This window comes from Streptomyces sp. NPDC051051 (assembly GCF_040682975.1).
Lineage (GTDB): Bacteria > Actinomycetota > Actinomycetes > Streptomycetales > Streptomycetaceae > Streptomyces.
Genome location: NZ_JBFBCB010000025.1, coordinates 50,193 through 70,998 on the forward strand (window position 1 = coordinate 50,193; position 20,806 = coordinate 70,998).

The 20,806-nt window shown below is 72.0% G+C and carries 20 protein-coding genes and 1 pseudogene; 10 read left to right on the forward strand and 11 right to left on the reverse strand.

The features are described from left to right. The first annotated feature begins 187 nt into the window (after window positions 1-187). The 5 genes from AB0N31_RS20110 (at window position 188) to AB0N31_RS20130 (ending at window position 6,029) form a co-directional block, all read left to right on the forward strand. On the forward strand, window positions 188-1,840 hold the full coding sequence (locus tag AB0N31_RS20110; RefSeq protein WP_366059777.1) for an ABC transporter ATP-binding protein: 1,653 nt from the start codon (window positions 188-190) through the stop codon (window positions 1,838-1,840). Continuing rightward, on the forward strand, window positions 1,837-2,958 hold the full coding sequence (locus AB0N31_RS20115) for an ABC transporter permease (protein WP_366059721.1): 1,122 nt from the start codon (window positions 1,837-1,839) through the stop codon (window positions 2,956-2,958). The genes AB0N31_RS20110 and AB0N31_RS20115 overlap by 4 nt, the downstream gene beginning before the upstream one ends. Next, window positions 2,958-4,220 carry an ABC transporter permease gene (locus AB0N31_RS20120; protein WP_366059722.1) on the forward strand — a complete coding sequence of 421 codons (1,263 nt, stop codon included), beginning with the start codon at window positions 2,958-2,960 and terminating at the stop codon, window positions 4,218-4,220. Before AB0N31_RS20115 ends, AB0N31_RS20120 begins: the two co-directional genes overlap by 1 nt. After that, window positions 4,217-4,621 carry a cytidine deaminase gene (locus AB0N31_RS20125; protein ID WP_366059723.1) on the forward strand — a complete coding sequence of 135 codons (405 nt, stop codon included), beginning with the start codon at window positions 4,217-4,219 and terminating at the stop codon, window positions 4,619-4,621. Before AB0N31_RS20120 ends, AB0N31_RS20125 begins: the two co-directional genes overlap by 4 nt. A 130-nt stretch (window positions 4,622-4,751) precedes the next feature. Continuing rightward, window positions 4,752-6,029 carry a thymidine phosphorylase gene (locus AB0N31_RS20130; RefSeq protein WP_366059724.1) on the forward strand — a complete coding sequence of 426 codons (1,278 nt, stop codon included), beginning with the start codon at window positions 4,752-4,754 and terminating at the stop codon, window positions 6,027-6,029. A gap of 77 nt (window positions 6,030-6,106) precedes the next feature. Here the strand turns inward: AB0N31_RS20130 and AB0N31_RS20135 are convergent, their stop codons facing one another. Further along, a complete protein-coding gene (locus AB0N31_RS20135) occupies window positions 6,107-7,279 on the reverse strand; it encodes a GDSL-type esterase/lipase family protein (RefSeq protein WP_366059725.1) in 1,173 nt (390 codons plus the stop codon). A gap of 4 nt (window positions 7,280-7,283) precedes the next feature. Further along, window positions 7,284-7,886: a WHG domain-containing protein gene (locus tag AB0N31_RS20140; protein WP_366059726.1), complete on the reverse strand. Its 603-nt coding sequence runs from the start codon at window positions 7,884-7,886 to the stop codon at window positions 7,284-7,286. 97 nt (window positions 7,887-7,983) lie between these two features. Here AB0N31_RS20140 and AB0N31_RS20145 point away from each other — a divergent pair, with 97 nt between their 5' ends. Beyond that, entirely contained in the window at window positions 7,984-8,370 is a 387-nt protein-coding gene (locus tag AB0N31_RS20145; protein WP_366059727.1) for an STAS domain-containing protein, read from the forward strand. Here AB0N31_RS20145 and AB0N31_RS20150 read toward each other — a convergent pair. Next, window positions 8,254-9,270 carry a sigma-70 family RNA polymerase sigma factor gene (locus tag AB0N31_RS20150; RefSeq protein ID WP_366059728.1) on the reverse strand — a complete coding sequence of 339 codons (1,017 nt, stop codon included), beginning with the start codon at window positions 9,268-9,270 and terminating at the stop codon, window positions 8,254-8,256. The two genes, AB0N31_RS20145 and AB0N31_RS20150, sit on opposite strands and share 117 nt — an antisense overlap. A 162-nt stretch (window positions 9,271-9,432) precedes the next feature. After that, entirely contained in the window at window positions 9,433-10,749 is a 1,317-nt protein-coding gene (locus tag AB0N31_RS20155; protein WP_366059729.1) for an MFS transporter, read from the reverse strand. Window positions 10,750-10,812: 63 nt separating this feature from the next. Here AB0N31_RS20155 and AB0N31_RS20160 point away from each other — a divergent pair, with 63 nt between their 5' ends. After that, complete coding sequence (locus tag AB0N31_RS20160) at window positions 10,813-11,763, forward strand: LysR substrate-binding domain-containing protein (RefSeq protein ID WP_366059730.1); 951 nt, start codon at window positions 10,813-10,815, stop codon at window positions 11,761-11,763. Between the two features lie 34 nt (window positions 11,764-11,797). On the opposite strand, the pseudogene AB0N31_RS20165 reads toward AB0N31_RS20160, so the two are convergent. Next, window positions 11,798-12,892: pseudogene (locus AB0N31_RS20165) on the reverse strand (transposase); the annotation flags it as partial. An 11-nt stretch (window positions 12,893-12,903) separates the two neighbouring features. After that, window positions 12,904-13,665: an alpha/beta hydrolase gene (locus AB0N31_RS20170; protein ID WP_366059731.1), complete on the reverse strand. Its 762-nt coding sequence runs from the start codon at window positions 13,663-13,665 to the stop codon at window positions 12,904-12,906. Window positions 13,666-13,778: 113 nt separating this feature from the next. Here AB0N31_RS20170 and AB0N31_RS20175 point away from each other — a divergent pair, with 113 nt between their 5' ends. Beyond that, on the forward strand, window positions 13,779-14,942 hold the full coding sequence (locus AB0N31_RS20175) for an adenosine deaminase (protein ID WP_366059732.1): 1,164 nt from the start codon (window positions 13,779-13,781) through the stop codon (window positions 14,940-14,942). Between the two features lie 133 nt (window positions 14,943-15,075). Continuing rightward, window positions 15,076-15,429 carry an ATP-binding protein gene (locus tag AB0N31_RS20180; RefSeq protein WP_366059733.1) on the forward strand — a complete coding sequence of 118 codons (354 nt, stop codon included), beginning with the start codon at window positions 15,076-15,078 and terminating at the stop codon, window positions 15,427-15,429. A 67-nt stretch (window positions 15,430-15,496) separates the two neighbouring features. On the opposite strand, the gene AB0N31_RS20185 is transcribed toward AB0N31_RS20180, so the two are convergent. The 5 genes from AB0N31_RS20185 to afsQ1 all read right to left on the reverse strand — a co-directional run bounded on the left by AB0N31_RS20185 (window position 15,497) and on the right by afsQ1 (window position 19,254). After that, window positions 15,497-15,700, reverse strand: coding sequence for a PspC domain-containing protein (locus AB0N31_RS20185; RefSeq protein WP_365470621.1), 204 nt, complete (start codon window positions 15,698-15,700; stop codon window positions 15,497-15,499). Between the two features lie 96 nt (window positions 15,701-15,796). Beyond that, window positions 15,797-16,345 carry a VanZ family protein gene (locus AB0N31_RS20190; RefSeq protein ID WP_366059734.1) on the reverse strand — a complete coding sequence of 183 codons (549 nt, stop codon included), beginning with the start codon at window positions 16,343-16,345 and terminating at the stop codon, window positions 15,797-15,799. A gap of 70 nt (window positions 16,346-16,415) precedes the next feature. After that, on the reverse strand, window positions 16,416-17,027 hold the full coding sequence (locus AB0N31_RS20195; RefSeq protein ID WP_366059735.1) for a hypothetical protein: 612 nt from the start codon (window positions 17,025-17,027) through the stop codon (window positions 16,416-16,418). Then, window positions 17,024-18,580, reverse strand: coding sequence for a HAMP domain-containing sensor histidine kinase (locus tag AB0N31_RS20200; RefSeq protein ID WP_366059736.1), 1,557 nt, complete (start codon window positions 18,578-18,580; stop codon window positions 17,024-17,026). Before AB0N31_RS20200 ends, AB0N31_RS20195 begins: the two co-directional genes overlap by 4 nt. Further along, the gene (gene afsQ1 / locus AB0N31_RS20205) at window positions 18,577-19,254 is read right to left on the reverse strand and encodes a two-component system response regulator AfsQ1 (protein ID WP_366059737.1); all 678 of its coding nucleotides are present in this window, start codon (window positions 19,252-19,254) and stop codon (window positions 18,577-18,579) included. The genes AB0N31_RS20200 and afsQ1 overlap by 4 nt, the downstream gene beginning before the upstream one ends. A 556-nt stretch (window positions 19,255-19,810) precedes the next feature. On the opposite strand from afsQ1, the gene AB0N31_RS20210 reads away from it, so the two are divergent. Next, the gene (locus AB0N31_RS20210; RefSeq protein ID WP_366059738.1) at window positions 19,811-20,605 is read left to right on the forward strand and encodes a SigE family RNA polymerase sigma factor; all 795 of its coding nucleotides are present in this window, start codon (window positions 19,811-19,813) and stop codon (window positions 20,603-20,605) included. Window positions 20,606-20,806: the final 201 nt, after the last annotated feature.

A 20,806-nucleotide genomic window follows, 5' to 3' on the forward strand; every position in this document is an offset into this window, starting at 1 on the left:
ACAGCGTTACGACCTCGGAACGGGGTGCGGAGACGATGACTCCCCGCGCCCCGTTCGCGCGGCAGAATGCTCGGAACGGATCGAGACTGACCGAAAGGCCGGTCATCAAGATCGATCAGATCCGGGCACTATTTAAAGCAGGGGCGCTACGCGCGTAGAGCGACCCCTTTCCCGAGGAGAGTGCGCCATCGACGCGTCCAGCAGCCCTCCGCTCACCGCCCCGTCGACCGTCGCGGTGGAGCTCGCGGGCATCACCAAGCGATTCCCCGGTGTCGTCGCCAACCACGACATCCACCTGACCGTCCGCGAGGGCACCGTGCACGCCCTCGTCGGCGAGAACGGCGCCGGCAAGTCGACCCTGATGAAGATCCTCTACGGCATGCAGAAGCCGGACGAGGGCACCATCGCGGTCGACGGCGAGCAGGTGAGCTTCTCCAGCCCCGCCGACGCCATCGCGCGCGGTATCGGCATGGTCCACCAGCACTTCATGCTCGCGGACAACCTGACCGTCCTGGAGAACGTGGTGCTCGGCAGCGAGAAGCTGTACGGCATCGGCGGCGGCGCCCGCAGGAAGATCAAGGAGATCTCCGACCGCTACGGCCTCGGCGTACGCCCCGACGCCCTCGTCGAGGACCTCGGTGTCGCCGACCGCCAGCGCGTGGAGATCCTCAAGGTCCTCTACCGCGGCGCCCGCCACCTCATCCTCGACGAGCCGACCGCCGTCCTGGTCCCGCAGGAGGTCGACGCGCTCTTCGCCAACCTGCGCGAACTGAAGTCCGAGGGCCTCTCCGTCATCTTCATCTCCCACAAGCTGGGCGAGGTCCTGTCGGTGGCCGACGAGATCACGGTCATCCGGCGCGGGACGACCGTCGGCACGGCCGTACCCGCCGAGACGACCCCCCGCCAGCTCGCCGAGATGATGGTCGGCAGCGAACTCCCCACCCCGGAGACGGCCGAGTCGACGGTCACCGACCAGCCCGTCATCAGGGTCGAGAACCTCACCGTCTACGCCGGCGGCGGCGCCTCCCTGGGCGTGGAGGCCGAGCCCGTGGGCCCCGGTTCCCTCGTCGAGGCACCCGGCGTGATCAAGAAGGCCCTCGACGACGTCACCTTCACCATCCACGCCGGCGAGATCATGGGCATCGCCGGTGTCGAGGGCAACGGCCAGACGGAACTGATCGACGCCCTGATCGGCACCAAGAACGCCGACTCCGGCACCATCGCCTTCCTCGGCGAGGACATCACCCCCTGGCCGACCCGCAGGCGCCGCGAGTCCGGCGTCGGCTACATCCCCGAGGACCGCCACCGCCAGGGCCTGCTCCTGGAGGCCCCCCTCTGGGAGAACCGCATCCTCGGCCACGTCACCGAGGCCCCCAACGCCAAGGGCTTCTGGCTCAACCCCAAGGGCGCCCAGGCCGACACCCGCCGGATCGTCGAGGAGTACGACGTCCGCACCCCCGGCATCGACGTCACCGCCGCCTCCCTCTCCGGCGGCAACCAGCAGAAGCTGATCGTCGGCCGCGAGATGAGCCACAACCCCAAGTTCCTGATCGCCGCCCACCCCACCCGCGGTGTGGACGTCGGCGCGCAGGCGCAGATCTGGGACCGCATCCGCGAGGCCCGCCGCGAGGGCCTGGCCGTGCTGCTGATCTCCGCCGACCTGGACGAACTGATCGGCCTGTCGGACACCCTCCGGGTGATCTTCGACGGCAGGCTGGTCGCCGACGCCGACCCGGCGACCGTCACCCCCGAGGAACTCGGCTCGGCCATGACCGGCGCCGTGTCCGGGCACCTCGAGCACGTCGAAGAAGAAGCCGCCCCGGAGGACGAGGCCCGATGAAGAAGTTCGACAAGGAGCGCCTGCTCCTCGCGGTGGCCGGCCCGGTCATCGCGCTGGTCTCGGCGATCCTGCTGACGTCGATCGTGCTGATCGCCTCCGGCAAGAACCCGTTCGAGCCGTACCGGCTGATGCTGGAGCAGATCCCCTACTCCGACGTCCAGGTCCTGATCGTCAACCAGGCCTCGCTGTACTACATCGCCGCCCTCGCGGTCGCCCTCGGCTTCCGGATGAACCTGTTCAACATCGGCGTCGACGGCCAGTACCGCCTCGCCGCGATGATGACCGCGGTGGTCGGCGCCCACGTGGCGCTGCCGTCCTTCCTCCAGATCCCGCTGCTGCTCCTCGTCGGCGCGCTCACCGGCGCCTTCTGGGCGGGCATCGCGGGCGTCCTGAAGGTCACCCGAGGCGTCAGCGAGGTCGTCGCGACGATCATGCTCAACGCGATCGCCACCAGCCTCATCGGCTACCTCACCCTCCGCGAGAACTTCGGCGTCCTGGTCGGCGACAACGTCACCACCGGCATCATGAAGGACTCCGGCTGGGTGCCCGGCATCGACCTGGGCCAGGACGTCGGCGAGATCTACGGCCTGGTCTTCCTCGCCATCGCCCTCGGCATCGGCTACTGGGTCGTCCTCAACCGCACCCGCTTCGGCTTCGACCTGCGCGCCACCGGCGAGTCCGAGACGGCCGCCGCGGCCTCCGGCGTCGACGCCAAGCGCATGGTCCTCACCGCGATGCTGATCTCCGGCGCCGTCGCCGGCCTGTCCGGTCTGCCGCTGCTGCTCGGCTCCGCGCACACCTACAGCCTCAGCTTCCCGGCCGGTCTCGGCTTCACCGCCATCGGCATCGCCCTGCTCGGCCGCAACAACCCGGGCGGCATCGCGCTCGCCGCCCTGCTGTGGGCCTTCCTGGAGAAGACCTCGCCCGCCCTCGACTACGCCACCCCGGTGGCGTACGAGAAGGAGATCGCCACGATCATGCAGGGCCTGATCGTCTTCGCGGTCGTCATCTCCTACGAGGCCGTGCGCCAGTGGGGTCTGCGCCGCCAGCAGAAGCGGGTCGGCGCCGAGCTGGCCGAGGCCGCCAACAACAACGCCAAGAAGGAGGTGGCGGCCTGATGTCCACCGCGACCATCGCCAAGCCGCAGGCGAAGCAGCCCGGCAAGGGCGGCCGCCGCATGTCTCTCCCGGTGCTCCTGCTGGTCATCGCGGGCGTGCTGGTCCTGACCTCGATCGTCCGCCTGATCTCCGGCGCGGACGGCATCACCTCGACCGGTCAGATGTCCACCGCGCTGCGTCTCGCCGTGCCGATCGGTCTCGCCGGCCTCGGCGGTCTGTGGGCCGAGCGGGCGGGCGTCGTCAACATCGGCCTCGAGGGCATGATGATCCTCGGCACCTGGTTCGGCGCCTGGGCCGGCTACCAGTGGGGCCCCTGGACCGGTGTCGCCTTCGGCATCATCGGCGGCGCGCTCGGCGCCGTCCTGCACGCCGTCGCCACCGTCACCTTCAACGTCAACCACATCGTCTCCGGTGTGGCGCTGAACATCCTGGCCCTGGGCACCACCCGCTACCTGTCGAAGTTCACCTTCGAGGAGGCCCCGCAGGGCTCCTCCAAGCAGTCCCCGCCGATCGAGTCGCTGGGCACCTTCGACATCCCCGGTCTGTCCGGCTGGCTGGAGACCCTCAACGGCAAGCACTGGTTCCTGGTCTCCGACATCGCCGGCCTGGTCGGCGGCGTGGTCACCAACCTCTCCCCGCTGACCGTCGTCGCGGTGGCGCTCGTCCCCGCCACCTGGTGGGTGCTGTGGCGGACCGCCTTCGGCCTGCGCCTGCGCTCCTGCGGCGAGAACCCGGTGGCCGCCGAGTCCCTCGGCGTCAACGTCTACAAGTACAAGTACATCGCCGTGATCATCTCGGGCGGTTTCGCCGGCCTCGGCGGCGCCTTCCTGTCGATCGTCGCCTCGAACGTGTACCTCGACGGCCAGACCGCGGGCCGCGGCTACATCGGCCTCGCCGCGATGATCTTCGGCAACTGGATGCCGGGCGGCCTCGCCCTCGGCGCCGGCCTGTTCGGTTACACCGACAGCCTCAACCTGCGCGGCGGCACCACCAACGTGCACGCCCTGATCCTGCTCCTCGCGATCCTGCTGGTGTTCGGCGCGGCCTACCTGGCCTGGAAGAAGAAGTACGTCTCCGCCGTCGTCACCGCGGTGATCTCGGCCGTGATGTTCTTCTGGTACACCAGCGTGGACGAGGTGCCGCGCCAGGTCGTCTCGGCGGCCCCGTACATCGTGACGCTGCTGGTGCTGTCGCTCTCCGCGCAACGCCTGCGCATGCCCAAGGCCGACGGTCTGCCCTACCGCAAGGGGCAGGGCAAGTGACCCCGGCCGTCGGCACCGTCGACTGGGACGCCCTGCGCGAACTGGCCCGCGAGGCCATGAGCCACGCGTACGCCCCCTATTCGGGGTACCCGGTCGGCGTGGCGGCCCTGGTCGACGACGGCCGTACCGTCTCCGGCTGCAACGTCGAGAACGCCTCCTACGGCATCGGCCTGTGCGCCGAGTGCGGGCTGGTCTCGGAGCTGCAGCGCACCGGCGGCGGCCGGCTCACGCACTTCACCTGCGTGGACGGCCGGGGCGAGATCCTCGTCCCGTGCGGCCGCTGCCGCCAGTTGCTCCACGAGTTCGGCGGGCCGGACCTGCTGCTGGAGACGCCGGCGGGGATCCTGCCGCTGGCGGAGATGCTCCCGCAGGCCTTCGGCCCGGACCACCTCGCCAAGTGACTCCCGTGCGGCCCCTCTGACTCGCGTGAACCGCCGGGCAGAGGGGCCGCGCACGTTTCCGCACCGGCTTCCCCCGGAAGCCGGTGCACCTCAGAAGAAACTTCTGCACCTCGGAAGGAAACCCATGGCCATGGACGCCATCTCCGTCATCCGCACCAAGCGGGACCGCGGTGAGCTCAGCGACGAACAGATCGACTGGGTCATCGACGCCTACACCCGTGGCGAGGTCGCCGACGAGCAGATGTCCGCGCTCGCCATGGCGATCCTGCTCAACGGCATGAACCGCCGCGAGATCGCCCGCTGGACGGCCGCGATGATCGCCTCCGGCGAGCGCATGGACTTCTCGTCCCTGTCCCGTCCGACCGCCGACAAGCACTCCACGGGCGGCGTCGGCGACAAGATCACCCTCCCGCTGGCCCCCCTGGTGGCCGCCTGCGGCGCGGCGGTCCCGCAGCTCTCGGGCCGTGGCCTCGGCCACACCGGCGGCACCCTCGACAAGCTGGAGTCCATCCCCGGCTGGCGCGCCCTCCTCTCCAACGAGGAGATGCTGCACGTCCTCGACACCACCGGCGCCGTGATCTGCGCGGCGGGCGACGGCCTGGCCCCCGCCGACAAGAAGCTGTACGCCCTGCGCGACGTCACCGGCACGGTCGAGGCGATCCCCCTGATCGCCTCCTCGATCATGTCGAAGAAGATCGCCGAGGGAACGGGCTCCCTCGTCCTGGACGTGAAGGTCGGGACCGGCGCCTTCATGAAGACCATCGAGGACGCACGCGAGCTGGCCTCCACGATGGTGGGCCTCGGCACCGACCACGGCGTCCGGACGGTCGCCCTCCTCACCGACATGGCCACCCCCCTCGGCCTGACCGCGGGCAACGCCCTGGAGGTCCGTGAGTCGGTCGAGGTCCTGGCGGGCGGCGGCCCGGCCGACGTCGTCGAACTCACCCTGGCGCTGGCCCGCGAGATGCTGGACGCGGCCGGCCTCAAGGACGCCGACCCGGCGAAGGCCCTGGCCGACGGCTCCGCGATGGACGCCTGGCGCCGCATGATCACCGCCCAGGGCGGCGACCCCGACGCCCCCCTGCCCACCGCCCGGGAACAGCACGTCGTCAAGGCCCCGGCCGGCGGTGTCCTCACCCGCCTGGACGCCTACGGCGTCGGAGTCGCCGCCTGGCGCCTGGGCGCGGGCCGCGCCCGCAAGGAGGACCCGGTGCAGGCGGGCGCCGGCATCGAACTCCACGCCAAGCCCGGCGACACCGTCACCGAGGGCCAGCCCCTGCTGACCCTCCACACCGACACCCCGGACCGCTTCGCCTACGCCCTCCAGGCGGTGGAGGGCTCGTACGACATCGCCGCCGCGGGAACGCCGTACACGGCGTCGCCGGTGGTGCTGGAGCGCATCGCCTGAGAGCGCGGTGCCCCGGGGGCGGCAGCCCCCGGGGACGGGGCGGCGGGGAGCGGAAAAAGGACCCGGAGCTCCGGCCCTCACCCGAACGGGCCCCCCTCCCCGAAGGCGGCCGCGGCGAACCGCTCGCCCATCAGCCGGTGCGTCGCCGCGTCCGGATGCAGCTGGTCGGGCAGCGGGAACTCCTCGACGTCCCGCTCCCCGTACAGCTCCCGCCCGTCGAGGTGGTGCAGCTCGGGATCGTCGGCGGCCCGCTCCCCGACGATCCGCGCCAGCTCCTCCCGGACGACCCGCAGGGTCAGCTTCCCGCCGGGCACCTCCGCCGCGTCTCCCATGGGAACGAACCGCAGCACCCCCTTCTCCAGCCCCCGCATGTCCGGCGCGGTGGGACCGGGCGTGTCCTCGTGCATGGGGCACAGGATGGGCGACACGACCAGCAGCGGCGTGTCGGGATGCCCCTCCCGCACGGTGTCGAGGAACCCGTGCACGGCGGGCCCGAAGGCCCGCAGCCGCATCAGGTCCGTGTTGACGAGGTTGATGCCGATCTTGATGCTGATCAGATCGGCCGGAGTGTCCCGCAGCACCCGTGCGACGAACGGGTCGAGCAGGGCGCTCCCGCCCAGCCCGAGGTTGATCAGCTCCACCCCTCCGAGCCCGGCGGCGTGCGCGGGCCAGATGCGGGTGGGGCTCGCGCCGTCCGAGCCGTGACTGATCGAACTGCCGTGGTGCAGCCAGACCCGGCGGTCCGGAGCGCCCACCGGTTCCACGGGGGCGTCGGTGCGCAGGGCGACGAGTTCGGTGGTCTCGTTGTGCGGCAGCCAGATCTCGACCTTCTTGACGCCCTCGGGCAGGTCCGTGAAGCGGAGCGTGCCGGGGCGGCCGGGGCGGCGTTCGAAGGTCCCCGCCGCCATGTCGACGGTCAGGACGTGACCGGCCGTCACGGTGCCCTGGCCCACCAGACGTCCGTCGACGACCAGGTCGTACAGGCCGTCCGGCCGGGGCGGCGCGCCCACGTAGTCCCGCTTGGTGGGCAGCGTGTCCAGTTCGACGGCGGTGGCCCGGGTGCGGAAGACCAGCCGGACGCCGGACGGCTGGGACTCGGCCATGGCCAGCTGCCCGTCGGCGCACTGGGCGCGGGCCCGGGCGGGCAGCCGGTGCGGCAGCAGGCCGTGCTCGGTGCGCTCGGTCTCCAGGGCCCCGCGCAGCAGGTCGTCGGTGAGGGGGGTGGTGATCCAGTGGATCTCGGAGGGCATCGCTTCATCCTGCGTTTCGACGGGTCGTGGGGGAGGGGTCGGGGCCGGGCCAGTTGCGCAGCAGCGCGTCGAGGGCGTCGAGGATGCGGGACCAGGACTCCTGGGAGCCGGGCGTGCTGTGACTGAAGCCGCCGGCCTGTTCGAGGCTGACGTAGCCGTGGAAGACGCTGCCGAGCAGCCGCACCGCGTGCGTCTGGTCGGGTTCGGTGAGGTCGTAGCCGCGCAGGACGGCCCGGGTCATCTGGGAGTGCCGCGCCCCGGCGCTCGCCGCGGCGGCCTCCGGGGTGAGCCGGAACCGGGCGGCGTCATAGCGGCCGGGGTGGTCGTGGGCGTAGTCGCGGTAGACGTCGGCCAGGGCGGTGAGGGCGTCCTTGCCGGAGCGGCCGGCCAGCGCGGCGGAGCCCCGATCGGCCAGCTCCTCCAGGGCCAGCAGCGCGATCCGCGTCTTCAGGTCGTGCGAGTTCCGCACGTGCGAGTACAGGCTCGCGACCTTGACGTCGAACCGGCGGGCCAGCGCCGAGACGGTCACCTGGTCGAAGCCGACCTCGTCGGCCATCTCCGCGCCCGCCCGGGCCAGCCGCTCCGGGGTCAGGCCTGCGCGCACCATGACAGTTCTCCACATCCTCTCGCCATGCACCTGGGGCCAGTCTGCATCTGCCTAAAAGGCTTAGGCAAACAGGTGTATGGCGTAGCCCGACGATGCGATGAGTTGCGCACGCCCGTCCGGTCTACCCCCCGTGGACGCGACGACACCCCCCGTACTCACCCTGACCGGCCCCGTCACCCGGAGCCGGGTGGCAGGGCTCTGCGACGACCTGCGGGTTCTGCTGGAGGGCGCCGCGGGTGGCGTGGTCGTCTGCGACGCGGCGGGGCTCGGGACGCCGGGGCTCATGGCCGTCGACCTGCTGGCGCGGCTCCGGCTGACGGCCGGCCGGGGCGGGGGACGCATCCGCCTGCGCGCCCCCGACCCGGCGCTACTCGCCCTGCTCGACCTGGTCGGGCTCCGCTTCGAGGTGGAGGGGAACCCCGAACAGCGGGAACCACCGCTGGGTGTCGAGGAAGAAGTGGAATCCGGTGAGGCGGCCGTCTGAGATCTCCAGCACCTGCACCGCCCAGGGCGTGTACCCGCCCCTCTCCGGGTCCGGCTTGTACTGCGCGAACCCCGGCAGGCCGTTGACCTGGACCGGCAGCAGGCGCGAACCCTCGCAGGCCGAGCCGATCGTGGTCATGAAGCCCGCGATGTCGTCGTGGCCGGTCAGCCACAGGTCGAACGGCGGCATCGTCATGACGGCGTCCTCGTGGAGGAGGGCCGTCAGCGCCGACATGTCGTACCCCTCGAAGGCCGCCACGTAGCGCTCCAGGAGTTTTCGCTGCTCCTCGTCCAACGGGTCGGAGACCGCCGCGTCGGCGGCGGAGTCGGCGCGCTCGGCGAGGGTCGCGCGGGCCCGCTGGAGCGCGCTGTTCACCGAGGCGACCGAGGTCTCCAGCAGCTCGGCGACCTCGCTCGCCCGCCACGCCAGCACCTCGCGCAGGATCAGCACGGCCCGCTGCTTGGGCGGCAGTTGCTGGAGCGCGGCCATGAACGCCAGCCGCACCGACTCCTTGGCGACGGCCGCCTCCGCCGGGTCCTCCACCGTGGGCAGCACGCGCGCGTCGGGCACGGGCTCCAGCCAGGTGTGGTCCGGGCGGGGGGAGAGCGCAGCCCGGGCGAGCGGCGTGGACTCGGAGAGGTCCATCGGGCGGGCCCGCTTGTTGCCCGCGGACAGCATGTCCAGGCAGACGTTGGTCGCGATGCGGTACAGCCAGGACCGCAGCGAGGAACGGCCCTCGAACCTGTCGTAACTCCGCCAGGCACGCACCAGGGTGTCCTGCACCGCGTCCTCCGCCTCGAAGGAGGAACCGAGCATGCGGTAGCAGTACCCCGTCAGCTCGACCCGGTGTCTCTCCAGCCTGGCGTCGAGGTCCTCCACCGTCGCCGTACTGTCGCTCATCGTCGTCCACCCGCCCCTGTGGCCGTTCTGTCGCGCGCCTGTGCGCCCCAGTACTTCGGAAGCTACCGCAGCCTACTGACAACGGCCCCTCGAGCCGCCGGAGCCGCAGCTCGGAGGAAGGACGGCGAGGCGAACGCCGGGGAGGGCCCGGACGCGCGGACCTCAGTGCGCGGCGGCCAGGGGCTGCCGGCGCGCCGCCCGCGAACCGAGCACCGTGATCGTCACGACGCCGGCCACCGCCAGGACGCCCACGCCCACCGTGCCGGCCCAGCCGCCCGCGTGGAACGCCGTCGCGCCGACCGTGCTGCCCGCGCTGGAACCGATGTAGTACGCGGACTGGTAGAGCGCCGAGGCCTGCGCGCGGCCCGTCGTCGCCGTCTTGCCGACCGCCGAGGACGCCACCGCGTGCCCCGCGAAGAAGCCCGCCGTGATCAGCACCAGGCCCAGCAGGACCAGCGGGAGCGAGTCGGCGAGGGAGACCAGCAGACCGGTGGCCGTCGTACCGCCCGCCAGGTACAGGGCCCCGCGCCGGCCCAGGCGGCCGACCAGCCGGCCCGCCGTCGACGCGGACACCGTGCCCACCAGGTAGACGAGGAAGATCGAGCCGACGATGCCCTGCGGCAGCGAGAACGGCGCCTCGGTCAGCCGGTAGCCGATGACCGTGTACACGCCACCGAAGACGGTCATGAACAGCGCGCCGATCGCGTACAGACGGCGCAGCAGCGGATCGGCCAGGTGGTCGCGGACCGTACGGGCCAGCACCCGCGGGCGCAGCGAACCGGGCGTGAAGTGCCGCGGCGCCGACAGCAGCAGACGGAACGCGACCGCGCAGACCACCGCGACCACGCCGATCACCGCGACCGCGACCCGCCAGCCCCACTCCTGCGCGACCCAGCCGGTGATGACCCGGCCGCTCATCCCGCCGACGCTGTTGCCCGCCACGAACAGGCCGATCGCCGTGACCAGGGCCCGCGGCCGGACCTCCTCGGCGAGATAGGCGGTGGCGGACGCCGGCAGACCGGCCAGCGCCGCCCCCTGCAGACCGCGCAGCACCACCAGGGCGTCCAGCGACGGCGCGAAGGGGACCAGCAGCCCCAGGCCGACCGCGACCGCCAGCGAGCCGGTCATCACCGTACGACGGCCGTAGCGCTCCGACAGGGCGCTCATCGGCAGGACGAACAGGGCCAGCCCGCCGGTCGCCGCCGCCACCGTCCAGCTCGCGTCGCTCGCCGCGACCCCGAACTCACCGGAGATCAGCGGCAGCAGCGCCTGCGTGGAGTACAGCAGGGCGAAGGTCGCCACCCCGGCCAGGAACAGGGCGAAACTCATCCGGCGGTAGCCGGGACCGCCCGGAGCCATCCGCGAGTCGGAGGGCGAGCAGGAGCGGGAGGAGGGTGCGGCGGGGGCGGGGGCGGGGGCGGCGGGAACGGTCGCGACGGCGCCCACGGTGGTGGACGCCCCGGTACTGGCGGGAGACATGCCTCGAACCTACGGACCGCCCCGCTCATCCGTCCAATGCACGGAAACTCCATAATCGTTCCCATGGCGCATCAGCAGAGGTCACAGAGGCAGCTGTCACCGTCCGGTGACACAGAAGACATCGTCACACTGCTCGCCCCGCGGCTCGCGTACTTCGCGGGCGTCGCCCGCACCGAGCACGTCACACGGGCCGCGCAGGAGATGCAGGTCCCGCAGTCGACCCTGTCGCGCGCCATGGTCCGCCTCGAACAGGACCTCGGCGTCGACCTCTTCGCCCGCCGCGGCCGCACCGTCTCCCTCACCCCCGCCGGCCGCACCTTCCTCACCTCCGTCGAACGCGCCCTCGCCGAGGTCGAGCGCGCCGCCGACGAGGTGCGCGCCGACGCCGACGCCGCCACCGGCAAGGTCGCCTTCGGCTTCCTGCACACCATGGGCGCCGAGACCGTCCCCGGGCTGATCCACGCCTTCCGCGCGGACCATCCCCGCGTCCGCTTCAGCCTGGTCCAGAACTACGGCGAGGCGATGCTGGAGCGGCTGCGCGCCGGTGAACTGGACCTGTGCCTGACCTCGCCGGTGCCGGACGCCCCCGACCTCGTCGCCCGCCGCCTCGACGAACAGAAGCTGCGCCTGGTCGTGCCCGCCGACCACCGCCTCGCCGCCCGCCGGCGCGTCCGCCTCGCCGAGGCCGCCGACGAGACCTTCGTGACCCTGGAACCCGGTTACGGCCTGCGCCGCATCACCGACGACCTCTGCCAGGAGGCGGGCTTCCGCCCGCGGATCGCCTTCGAGGGCGAGGAGGCGGAGACCCTGCGCGGCCTGGTGGCCGCGGGCCTCGGCGTGGCGCTGCTGCCGCCCCCCGCCGTCCCCCGGCCCGGCGTGGTCGAACTGACGGTGACCGCCCCCAGGGCGGCCCGCGAGATCGGGGTGGCCTGGCTGGACGGCCACCCCGACACCCCGCCGGTGGCCGCCTTCAAGAAGTTCCTGCTGTCGAGGAGGGGCAACCTGCTGCCTTGAAGTGCTCTCCCGGCTGAAACCGGGAGATTCCCGCTTACCTTGCGGTAGCGGGCTTGACGCGCTTCGTGCGCCTGACGACTGCCCTCCCGGCAGCCGGGATGAGCGCGAGGCCCATCCGGTACAGGTGCAGGACATTCCGGGCTGCGTTGTGGTCGGCGTTGCCCGACCAGCCGCAGTCCTGGTTCTTGCACACGAAAACGGCCTGGGACTCCCGGTCGCCGGGCGTGGTGATGCCGCACGCCGAGCAGCGCCTGGAGGTGCCGGGGGGCGGGGACCTTGTGCAGGGTGCCGCCGAACCGGGCGGTCTTGTACGTCAGCGTGGTGACGGTCCGGCCCCACGCCTCCTGGCTGATGGAGCGGTTCAGCCCGGATTTCTGGGTGACGTTCTTCCCGGGCTCCTCGGTGGTTCCCCTGGCGGGTTCGACCATGTTCGTGAGGGTGAGCGCTTCGACCGCGACGGTGCCGTAGGTGCGGGTGACGGCGGTGGTTGTCTTGTGCTGCCGGTCCAGGGCCCGGCGCTCGGCTTTCGCGCGGAGTCCTGCGATCCGGTCGTAGGTGCGGTGCAGCCGGCGGCCGGTGTGTTCGCCGGGCTTGCGGTGCTGCTTGCGCTCGGCGGCGCGCTGTCCAGGTGCAGGAGTTCGACCTGCTCCTTCTCTGTGAGCCATGGGCCGTGTTCGTACGTTTCGCCGTCCGGGAGGGCGAGCGGCACGGTGGCGCCCACGTCGATGCCGACGTCCGGACCCTGGTGGGGACCGGGCTCGGGCGCCAGGGCCTGGACACGGAAGGCGATGTGCCGGCCGAGCGCGTCCCTGATCAGCCGGGCGCCGGTGATCCGGTTTTCCGCGTCGGCACGCCTGCCCACGGGCAGGTCCTTGGTCCACCGGAAGCGGACCCGGCCCACCTTGGCAACGTTGGCCATACCCCAGCGCCGGTGCACGCGGACGATGTGCAGGTCGCGGCCCTGCGGAACGTCCACGGACATCACCGTGCGGAGGCGGCCCTTGAAGTTCGGTGCCTCTGCGCGGCCCTCCCAGCAGTTCTTCCACGCCCGGAAGCATGTCTTCAAGACGGCCTGCGCGGCCTGCGCCGGAGGCACGGCGAGGAAGGCGATGTCTTTGCGGGCCTGGCGGCGCCCGCTCCCTACCGCCGCAACGACCGCCCGAACCCCGAGGCCAGCGGCATCCGGAGCCCCAGCGGCGGCGGGGCGGCGAACGCGTCCTCGACGGGCCGGGAGAAACCCTTCCCGAACAACGCCCCCATCACGAAGTCCTCGCACAGACAGAGCACTTCGGCGCGGTGCTGATGCAAGCCGTGCCCGTCCGAGTGCACTTCGAACCGGCACACGTCCCGGTTCGCCTTCTTCGCCCGCGCCGCCAGCCGGAACGACAGCTCCGGGTCGGTCCGTTCGTCATTGGTGCCGTGCACGATCAGCACCCGCCGCCCCGCCAGCTGCTTCACCGGTTCGGGTGGTACCGCCACATCCTCCTCGGGCAGCCAGGGAGCGACGGCCAGCACGGAGTTGACGGCCTTGTGGCCGGCCGCGCGCAGCGCCGCCCGTCCGCCCATGTCGACGCCGGCCAGACACACGGGGACGTCCCCGTAGCGCCGCACGGTCTCGTCGGCGGCCCAGGAGGCGTCGGCGGCCAGATGGGCCTCGCTGCCGTTCCAGCCGCGGTAGCGGTACCGCACGACGTGCACGGCCAGGCCCTCCTCCCGTCCCGCGCGGGCGAGTTTGCGCCCGAGGGCGCGGACGGAGGCGGTCGGCCACAGGGGCGAGGGTCTGCGGCCGGAGGCTTCCTCACCGCCGGGGAGCAGCAGTACCGCCCCGCTCACCGCCCGCGGCTCCGGACCGATGACCCTCCCCAGGCTGGCCGACCGAAGCGGCGTCGCTTGCTGTCCCATGACAGAACAGTGTCAGAAGCGTCGGTGTACTCCACCCGGCCGTGCGGTCACCGTTGCGTATCGACCGAGTTGTCCACCGGGCGGTCTACGCGCGTAGGAGTTAGAGTGCGGAAATGACGAGCCAGAGCATCCAGAAGGGCGCCGCCCCCAGCCCGGAGCAGATCCGCCGGGCGCCCAAGGTTCTGCTGCACGACCACCTCGACGGCGGGCTGCGGCCCGGCACGATCGTCGACCTCGCCCGGGACGCCGGGTACACCCGCCTCCCCGAGAACGACCCCGACAAGCTCGGCATCTGGTTCCGGGAGGCCGCCGACTCCGGTTCGCTGGAACGGTACTTGGAGACCTTCTCCCACACCGTCGCCGTCATGCAGACCCGCGAGGCGCTGGTCCGGGTCGCCCGCGAGTGCGCCGAGGACCTCGCCGAGGACGGCGTCGTCTACGCCGAGGTGCGGTACGCGCCCGAGCAGCACCTCGACGGCGGCCTCACCCTCGAAGAGGTCGTCGAGGCCGTCGACGAGGGCTTCCGGGACGGCGAGCGGATCGCCCGCGAGAACGGCCACCGGATCCGCGTCGGCGCCCTGCTCACCGCGATGCGGCACGCCGCCCGCGCGCTGGAGATCGCCGAACTCGCCAACCGCTACCGCGACCGGGGCGTCGTCGGCTTCGACATCGCCGGCGCGGAGGCGGGCTACCCGCCCACCCGGCACCTCGACGCCTTCGAGTACCTCAAGCGCGAGAACAACCACTTCACCATCCACGCCGGCGAGGCCTTCGGGCTGCCGTCGATCTGGCAGGCCCTCCAGTGGTGCGGCGCGGACCGGCTCGGGCACGGCGTCCGCATCATCGACGACATCGAGATCGCCGCGGACGGCTCGGTGAAGCTCGGACGGCTCGCTTCGTACGTCCGCGACAAGCGCATCCCGCTGGAGCTGTGCCCCAGTTCCAACCTCCAGACCGGGGCCGCCACCTCGTACGCCGAGCACCCGATCGGGCTGCTGCGGCAACTGCACTTCCGGGCCACGGTGAACACCGACAACCGGCTGATGTCCGGCACCAGCATGAGCCTGGAATTCGAGCACCTTGTCGACGTGTTCGGCTATACGCTCGACGATCTCCAGTGGTTCTCCGTCAATGCTATGAAGTCAGCATTCATTCCTTTCGATGAACGGCTGGCCATGATCAATGACGTGATCAAGCCCGGTTACGCAGAACTGAAGTCCGAATGGCTGTTCCGGCAGACCGCATCCACCAGCGGTTCTTCCGGCGAAGAGGGCTGAGCGCCCGTTTCCCCGGGCTTTTCGTGCGGACGGGTCTTCACGATCCGTCCGCATTTCGATGTTTGCGGTGACCGGTATCCCGTGTCTACGGTCATGGACCGCTCATCTCCCCGTATTCGAGGACGCATTCATCATGAAGCAGTCTGCTGTCAAGACCCTCGGTGTCGCCGCCCTCGGCGCCGCCTTCGCCGCCGCCGGCGCGGGTGCCGCCAACGCCGCGCCGGCCGTACCGGACGCCGCCCAGACCCTGGACGGCGTCACCAGGACGCTGCCGGCGGAGAACGTCGCCCAGGCCCTGCCGGTCGCAGGGGACGCGCTGACGCAGGCCCAGCCGGCGCTGGGTGCGGGTCTGGCCGCCGCCCAGCCCGTCGCCCAGCAGCTCCTCGCCCAAGGTCCCACCGCCCCCGTCGCGGGTCTGCTCGGCGGTCTGCCGCTCCAGGGCCTGCCCACGCACGGGCTGCCGGTGAACGGGATCCCGCTGGGCTGAACCGACCCCGCCCGCACGCCGTCGGGGCGCATCCGGTTTCCCGGATGCGCCCCGACGGCGTGCGCGCTCACCAGGCCGTGCGGGCTTTGTCCTCGGAGGGGAGGAAGATCCACAGCGCTATGTAGAGCAGGAACTGCGGGCCCGGCAGGAGGCAGGAGAGCAGGAAGATCACGCGCATGGTCGTGGCGGACGTACCGAAGCGGCGGGCCAGCGCGGCGCACACTCCGCCGATCATGCGGCCGTGGGTGGGGCGGGCGAGACTGCTGGACATCTGCGGCTCCTTCGTGAGCGTCGGTCCGGGGCGGGTCCTGGTCGGCCGCCCCCGGTGAACACCACACTACGAAGACGAAGCGGATGAAACGTCGCTCTACGGGGCGATCCCGACCCTGGGAATCGTCGGGGTCAGACCCTGAGCCGGCTCCTCCGGGCCCGCGCCGTACGGCCCCCGCCGCGCACCGCGCCGGCGCAGCCGGGACCGGGCCGCCGGGACCAGCGCCACGTGGGCCAGGGCCACGCCCGTCGCGTTCAGCAGCACCGAGTCGACGTCGACCACGCGGCCGGGCACACCCGTCTGGAGCAGGGCGATCGCCAGGGACAGCAGGGTGCCCGCCGTGACCGTGCGGACCAGGGAGGCCAGCGGGGAGACGGCCAGCCTGCCGTGCGCCAGCGGGAGGAGGGCGCCGAGCGGAGCCAGCAGGGCCAGGTCCTCACCGATGCGGCGGACCGCCTCGGACCGGCCCAGCCTCAGGTCCGCCCGGATGCCCGCGAAGGGATGCAGGTTGGTCGGCATCACCCAGGGGACGTCCAGTGGGCGCAGCGTGAGCCAGGCTACGAACAGGAGATGTACGACCAGGAGGACACTCCCGGCCGCACGGATGCGGATCACGGCGCTGCCGCCGATGCCTTGACGCTGCACGTTCCCCTAGACGCGGAAGGCGGCGGGATCGGTTCCGGGGCGGGAGGGGCGTGCCTCACGCCGTCCGGCGTCAGCTGTTCGCCGCGTCCGTCGACGGGGGTTCCGCCGAGCCGGGGCGGGAGCGGACCTCGTCGGTGCACTCGTAGCGGCGGGGGCGTTCCGGCGCGGGGCCGCCCAGCACCACCGAGCCGTCGCCCTCCGCCGCCGCCGAATCGGAGAAGGTGCACACCAGCTGGGCCAGGGCGTACGACGTCAGAGCGCCGGGGGAGGTGCTCAGGCGCAGGGTGTCGTCGGGATCCCCGGGAGCCGGGCCGCTCACCTTCGTCCCGCCGCGCACGTCCGTGCTGTAGCCGGCCTCCTTCTCGGCGGCGGACGGCGACTCGGCCAGTTCGTCCAGGAGACCCTGGGCCACCAGGACCCGGCGTCCGGAGTCCGTCGTACCGTCGGGCACCCGCAGGGCGCGGTCCACGGCCACCAGGGACGAGCCGCACAGGAGGAACACCTGGACCGGGACGCCCCGCGCGGTCTGGGTCGTCGCCTCGGGCTCGGCGAGGGAGCAGCGCACCCGTGACGGTGCCGGGCCGAAGTCGGTCGGCACCTCCGTGGCCCGGATCCCGCAGCCGGTGAGCAGCCCGGCGAGCAGGGGGAGGGCGAGCAGACGGCGTGCACGGCCCCTCTTCATGAGGCGTCCCCCTTGTCCTTCTCGGACTGTTCCGCCAGTTCCGAAGCGTCCCGTGGCAGGTGCAGGGTGAACACCGCGCCGCCGTCGGGGGAGTTGGCGGCCGTGATCCTGCCGCCGTGGATGTGGGCGTTCTCCAGGGCGATGGACAGGCCCAGGCCGCTGCCCTCGGAGCGGGGGCGGGAGGCGCTCGCCTTGTAGAAGCGGTCGAAGACGTGCGGGAGGACGTCCTCGGGGATGCCGGGGCCGTGGTCCTGGACGGCGATGACGACCTCGTCCTCCGACTCCCGGATCGAGACGCGTACCGGCGAGCCGCCGTGCTTGAGGGCGTTGCCGATCAGGTTGGCCATGATCACGTCCAGGCGACGCGGGTCGAGGCGGGCGTGGATGCCGCGCCCGGAGTCCAGTTCCACCGCGTCGAGCCAGGCGCGTGCGTCGATGCAGTGGGTGATCTGGTCGGCGACGTCGACGTCGTCCAGGACCAGGCGGGCCGTTCCGGCGTCGAAGCGGGTGACCTCCATCAGGTTCTCGACCAGGTCACCGAGGCGCCGGGTCTCGCTGACGACGAGGCGGACCGCCGGTTCGATCATCGGGTCGATGCTGCCGGACTCCGCGTCCAGTTCCTCTTCCAGCACCTCGGTGACGGCGGTGATCGCGGTGAGCGGGGTGCGCAGTTCGTGGCTCATGTCCGCGACGAAGCGGCGGGACGCGTCGTCGCGGGCCGCCATGTCCGCCACCCGCTTCTCCAGGGCCTCGGCCGTTCTGTTGAAGGTGCGCGACAGATCGGCCAGTTCGTCCGTGCCCGAGACCAGCAGCCGGGTGTCCAGCTTGCCCTCGCCGAGGCGCCGGGCGGCCACGCCGAGGCGGTGCACCGGCTTCAGCACGGTCGTGGCGGCGGCCTGCGCGAGCAGTGCCGCGCCGATCAGCGCGAGGCCGGTGGCGATACCCAGCGACCAGGCGAGGGAGTTGAGGTCCTTGGCCTCCGGCTCGAGCGACTTGCGCATGTAGCCGGTCGGACCGCCGCCGATCACCTTCGTGCCGGCCACCAGGTACGGCGTGCCGTGGTCGACCACCCGCTGCCAGTACAGGTGGTACGGCGATTTGTCGCCGGAGGAGGCGTCCTGCTTCTTGTCGACGGCCGCGCGCAGCGACTCGGGCACGGCCTCCAGGGAGAAGCCGTTCAGGCCCCCGGAGTTGCCGTACACGGTCGTGCCGGTGGCGTCCTCGCCGACGAGCAGCACGCTGAAGCGCTGGCTGCTGCTGGCCATCTGCCCGGCGGTGTGCTGGAGTTCGTCCTGCGACGGGTGCTCGGGCAGCGAGCCCGCCCGGTTCTGCATCTCCTGCTCGAAGTCCCGCAGCACCGCGCCCTGGGTGCGCGTGAGCACGGCCTCGCGGTTGAGCCAGTACGCGATGCCCGAAGCGGACACCGCCGCGGTCAGCGCCACCGCCCCGAAGACCATGACGAGCCGCAGCCGCAGGCTGGTGAACCGCAGCCGTGAAAGATGTCCCTTGCGCGCCGCGGACCAGCCGCGGACCCCCCCTTGCGCTCGTGTCACTGAGGGGCGTCCAGGCGGTAGCCGACTCCGCGCACGGTGCGGATGAGGGTGGGGGAGGACGGCACGTCCTCGACCTTGGCGCGCAGCCGCTGGACACACGCGTCCACCAGCCGTGAGTCGCCCAGGTAGTCGTGCTCCCATACCAGCCGCAGCAACTGCTGCCGGGACAGCGCCTGTCCGGGGCGCCGGCTCAGCTCCAGCAGCAGCCGCAGCTCGGTCGGGGTGAGCTGGAGGTCCTCGCCGTTCTTCGTCACCGTCATCGCCGCACGGTCGATGACGAGGCTGCCGAAGGTCGCGGCGTCGTTCGACTCGCGCTCCCCGCGCCGCAGCACGGCCCGGATCCGGGCGTCGAGGACCCGCCCCTGCACCGGTTTGACGACGTAGTCGTCGGCGCCGGACTCCAGTCCCACCACCACGTCGATGTCGTCGTTGCGCGCGGTGAGCAGAATGATCGGCAGCTGGTCGGTGCGCCGGATACGGCGGCACACCTCGAACCCGTCGATGCCGGGCAGCATCACGTCCAGCACGATCAGGTCCGGCCGCTGCTCGCGCAGCAGCTTCAGACCGTCCTCACCGCTCGCAGCGGTCGCCACCCGGTGTCCCTGGCGCGTCAGTGAGAGCTCCAGGGCCGTGCGGATGGCGTCGTCGTCCTCGATCAGCAACAGGGAAGGCACGGGCTCATTCTGGCCCATGGAGGGGCTGTCGTTCGACCCGTGGTCCGGGCCCGGGTGCCGCAGGTGCGCGGTTTCCGCGCCGCGCGCGGCGCGCGGCGGCTCGCGGGGCGCCCCGCGAGCGCCGGTACGGAGGCCGGGCCCCGGTCCGCCGCCGGCCCGCGGACCTGCCTGTTCGAACAGTTTCGGGCAGCCGCCGGGCGTGCGCGGACCAAGGGCGGCGGTACGTGTCACGGGCCGGGCGCGGTGCCGGCGCCGCGCATGCGCGGACCGACGCGTCCGGCCGGGCCGCGGAGCACCGGCCGGCCCTCGCCGCCCGGCCGGTCGTCCCCGCCGGCATTCCCGCGCCGACCCGAGCGAAGCCGCACCCGCGGCCACCGGCAACGCCTTTGCGGGATCTGTGGTGTCGCCGTGACGGGCCCCTGTGACAGGTCTGTGACAGTCGACGGACACGGCGATGAAGTGGCGTCGGCAAGCTTCTCGGCACGGGCAGGGAAGCAGGACGCCGAGCCCGGAACGACAGACCGAATCACCGCAAGTCCACGACGGGGGGCGCGAGATGAACACGCTGCACAGCCTGAACACCAGCGCAGTGATCACGCGCCTGCACGACGTGAACCGGGGTTCGGAGAGGTCCGGTGCCGACGGGGGTCCCTCCCGCGCGGCCTTCGAGCGCGGGGGGCGGGGGTGCGCCCGCGGCACCGGGCGTCAGCACACCGGGTTCATGACGGTGGTCGACGCGAACACGGGGGAGACGCCCGCGGCGGGAGCCGCCACGGGTGCGGCCGGGGGAGCCGCGTACAGGGAGGACTCGGGGGAGCGCCGTTCGCTGTCGGAAGCGGAGTTCACCGCCTACGTCCAGGAGCGCCGCGCCTCCCTGTACGCCACCGCCTACCACCTCACCGGTGACCGCTTCGAGGCCGAGGACCTGCTCCAGAGCGCGCTGTTCTCGACCTACCGGGCGTGGGACCGGATCAGCGACAAGGCGGCTGTCGGCGGATACCTCCGGCGGACCATGACCAACCTGCACATCAGCGCGTGGCGCCGCCGCAAGCTGAACGAGTACCCGACCGAGGAACTGCCGGAGACGGCCGGCGACACGGACGCGATGCGCGGCACCGAACTGCGCACGGTCCTGTGGCAGGCACTGGCCCGGCTGCCCGAACTCCAGCGGACGATGCTGGTCCTGCGGTACTACGAGGGCCGCACCGACCCGGAGATCGCGGGCATCCTCGGCATCAGTGTCGGCACGGTGAAGTCCAGCATCTGGCGGTCGCTCCGCCGGCTGCGGGAGGACGAGGTCCTCAGCTTCGGCCGTGACGAGGAGGACGCCTTCGGCGAGTTGGTCGCCTGAGGCGCACGGGGGATCCGGCTTCCGGTCACGGAAGCCGGTGCACGGGGGAAACGGGGGAAGCGGTACCGGGGGGCCCGACGGGGGACGTGGGGAACGAGCGGTACCGCGCACGTGCACGGGGGAGCACCACCCGGGGGACACGGGGGAGCACGAAGGGGAGCGGGGCTGGAGGGCCGGGGGGTCCGTCCAGTCCCGCTTTCC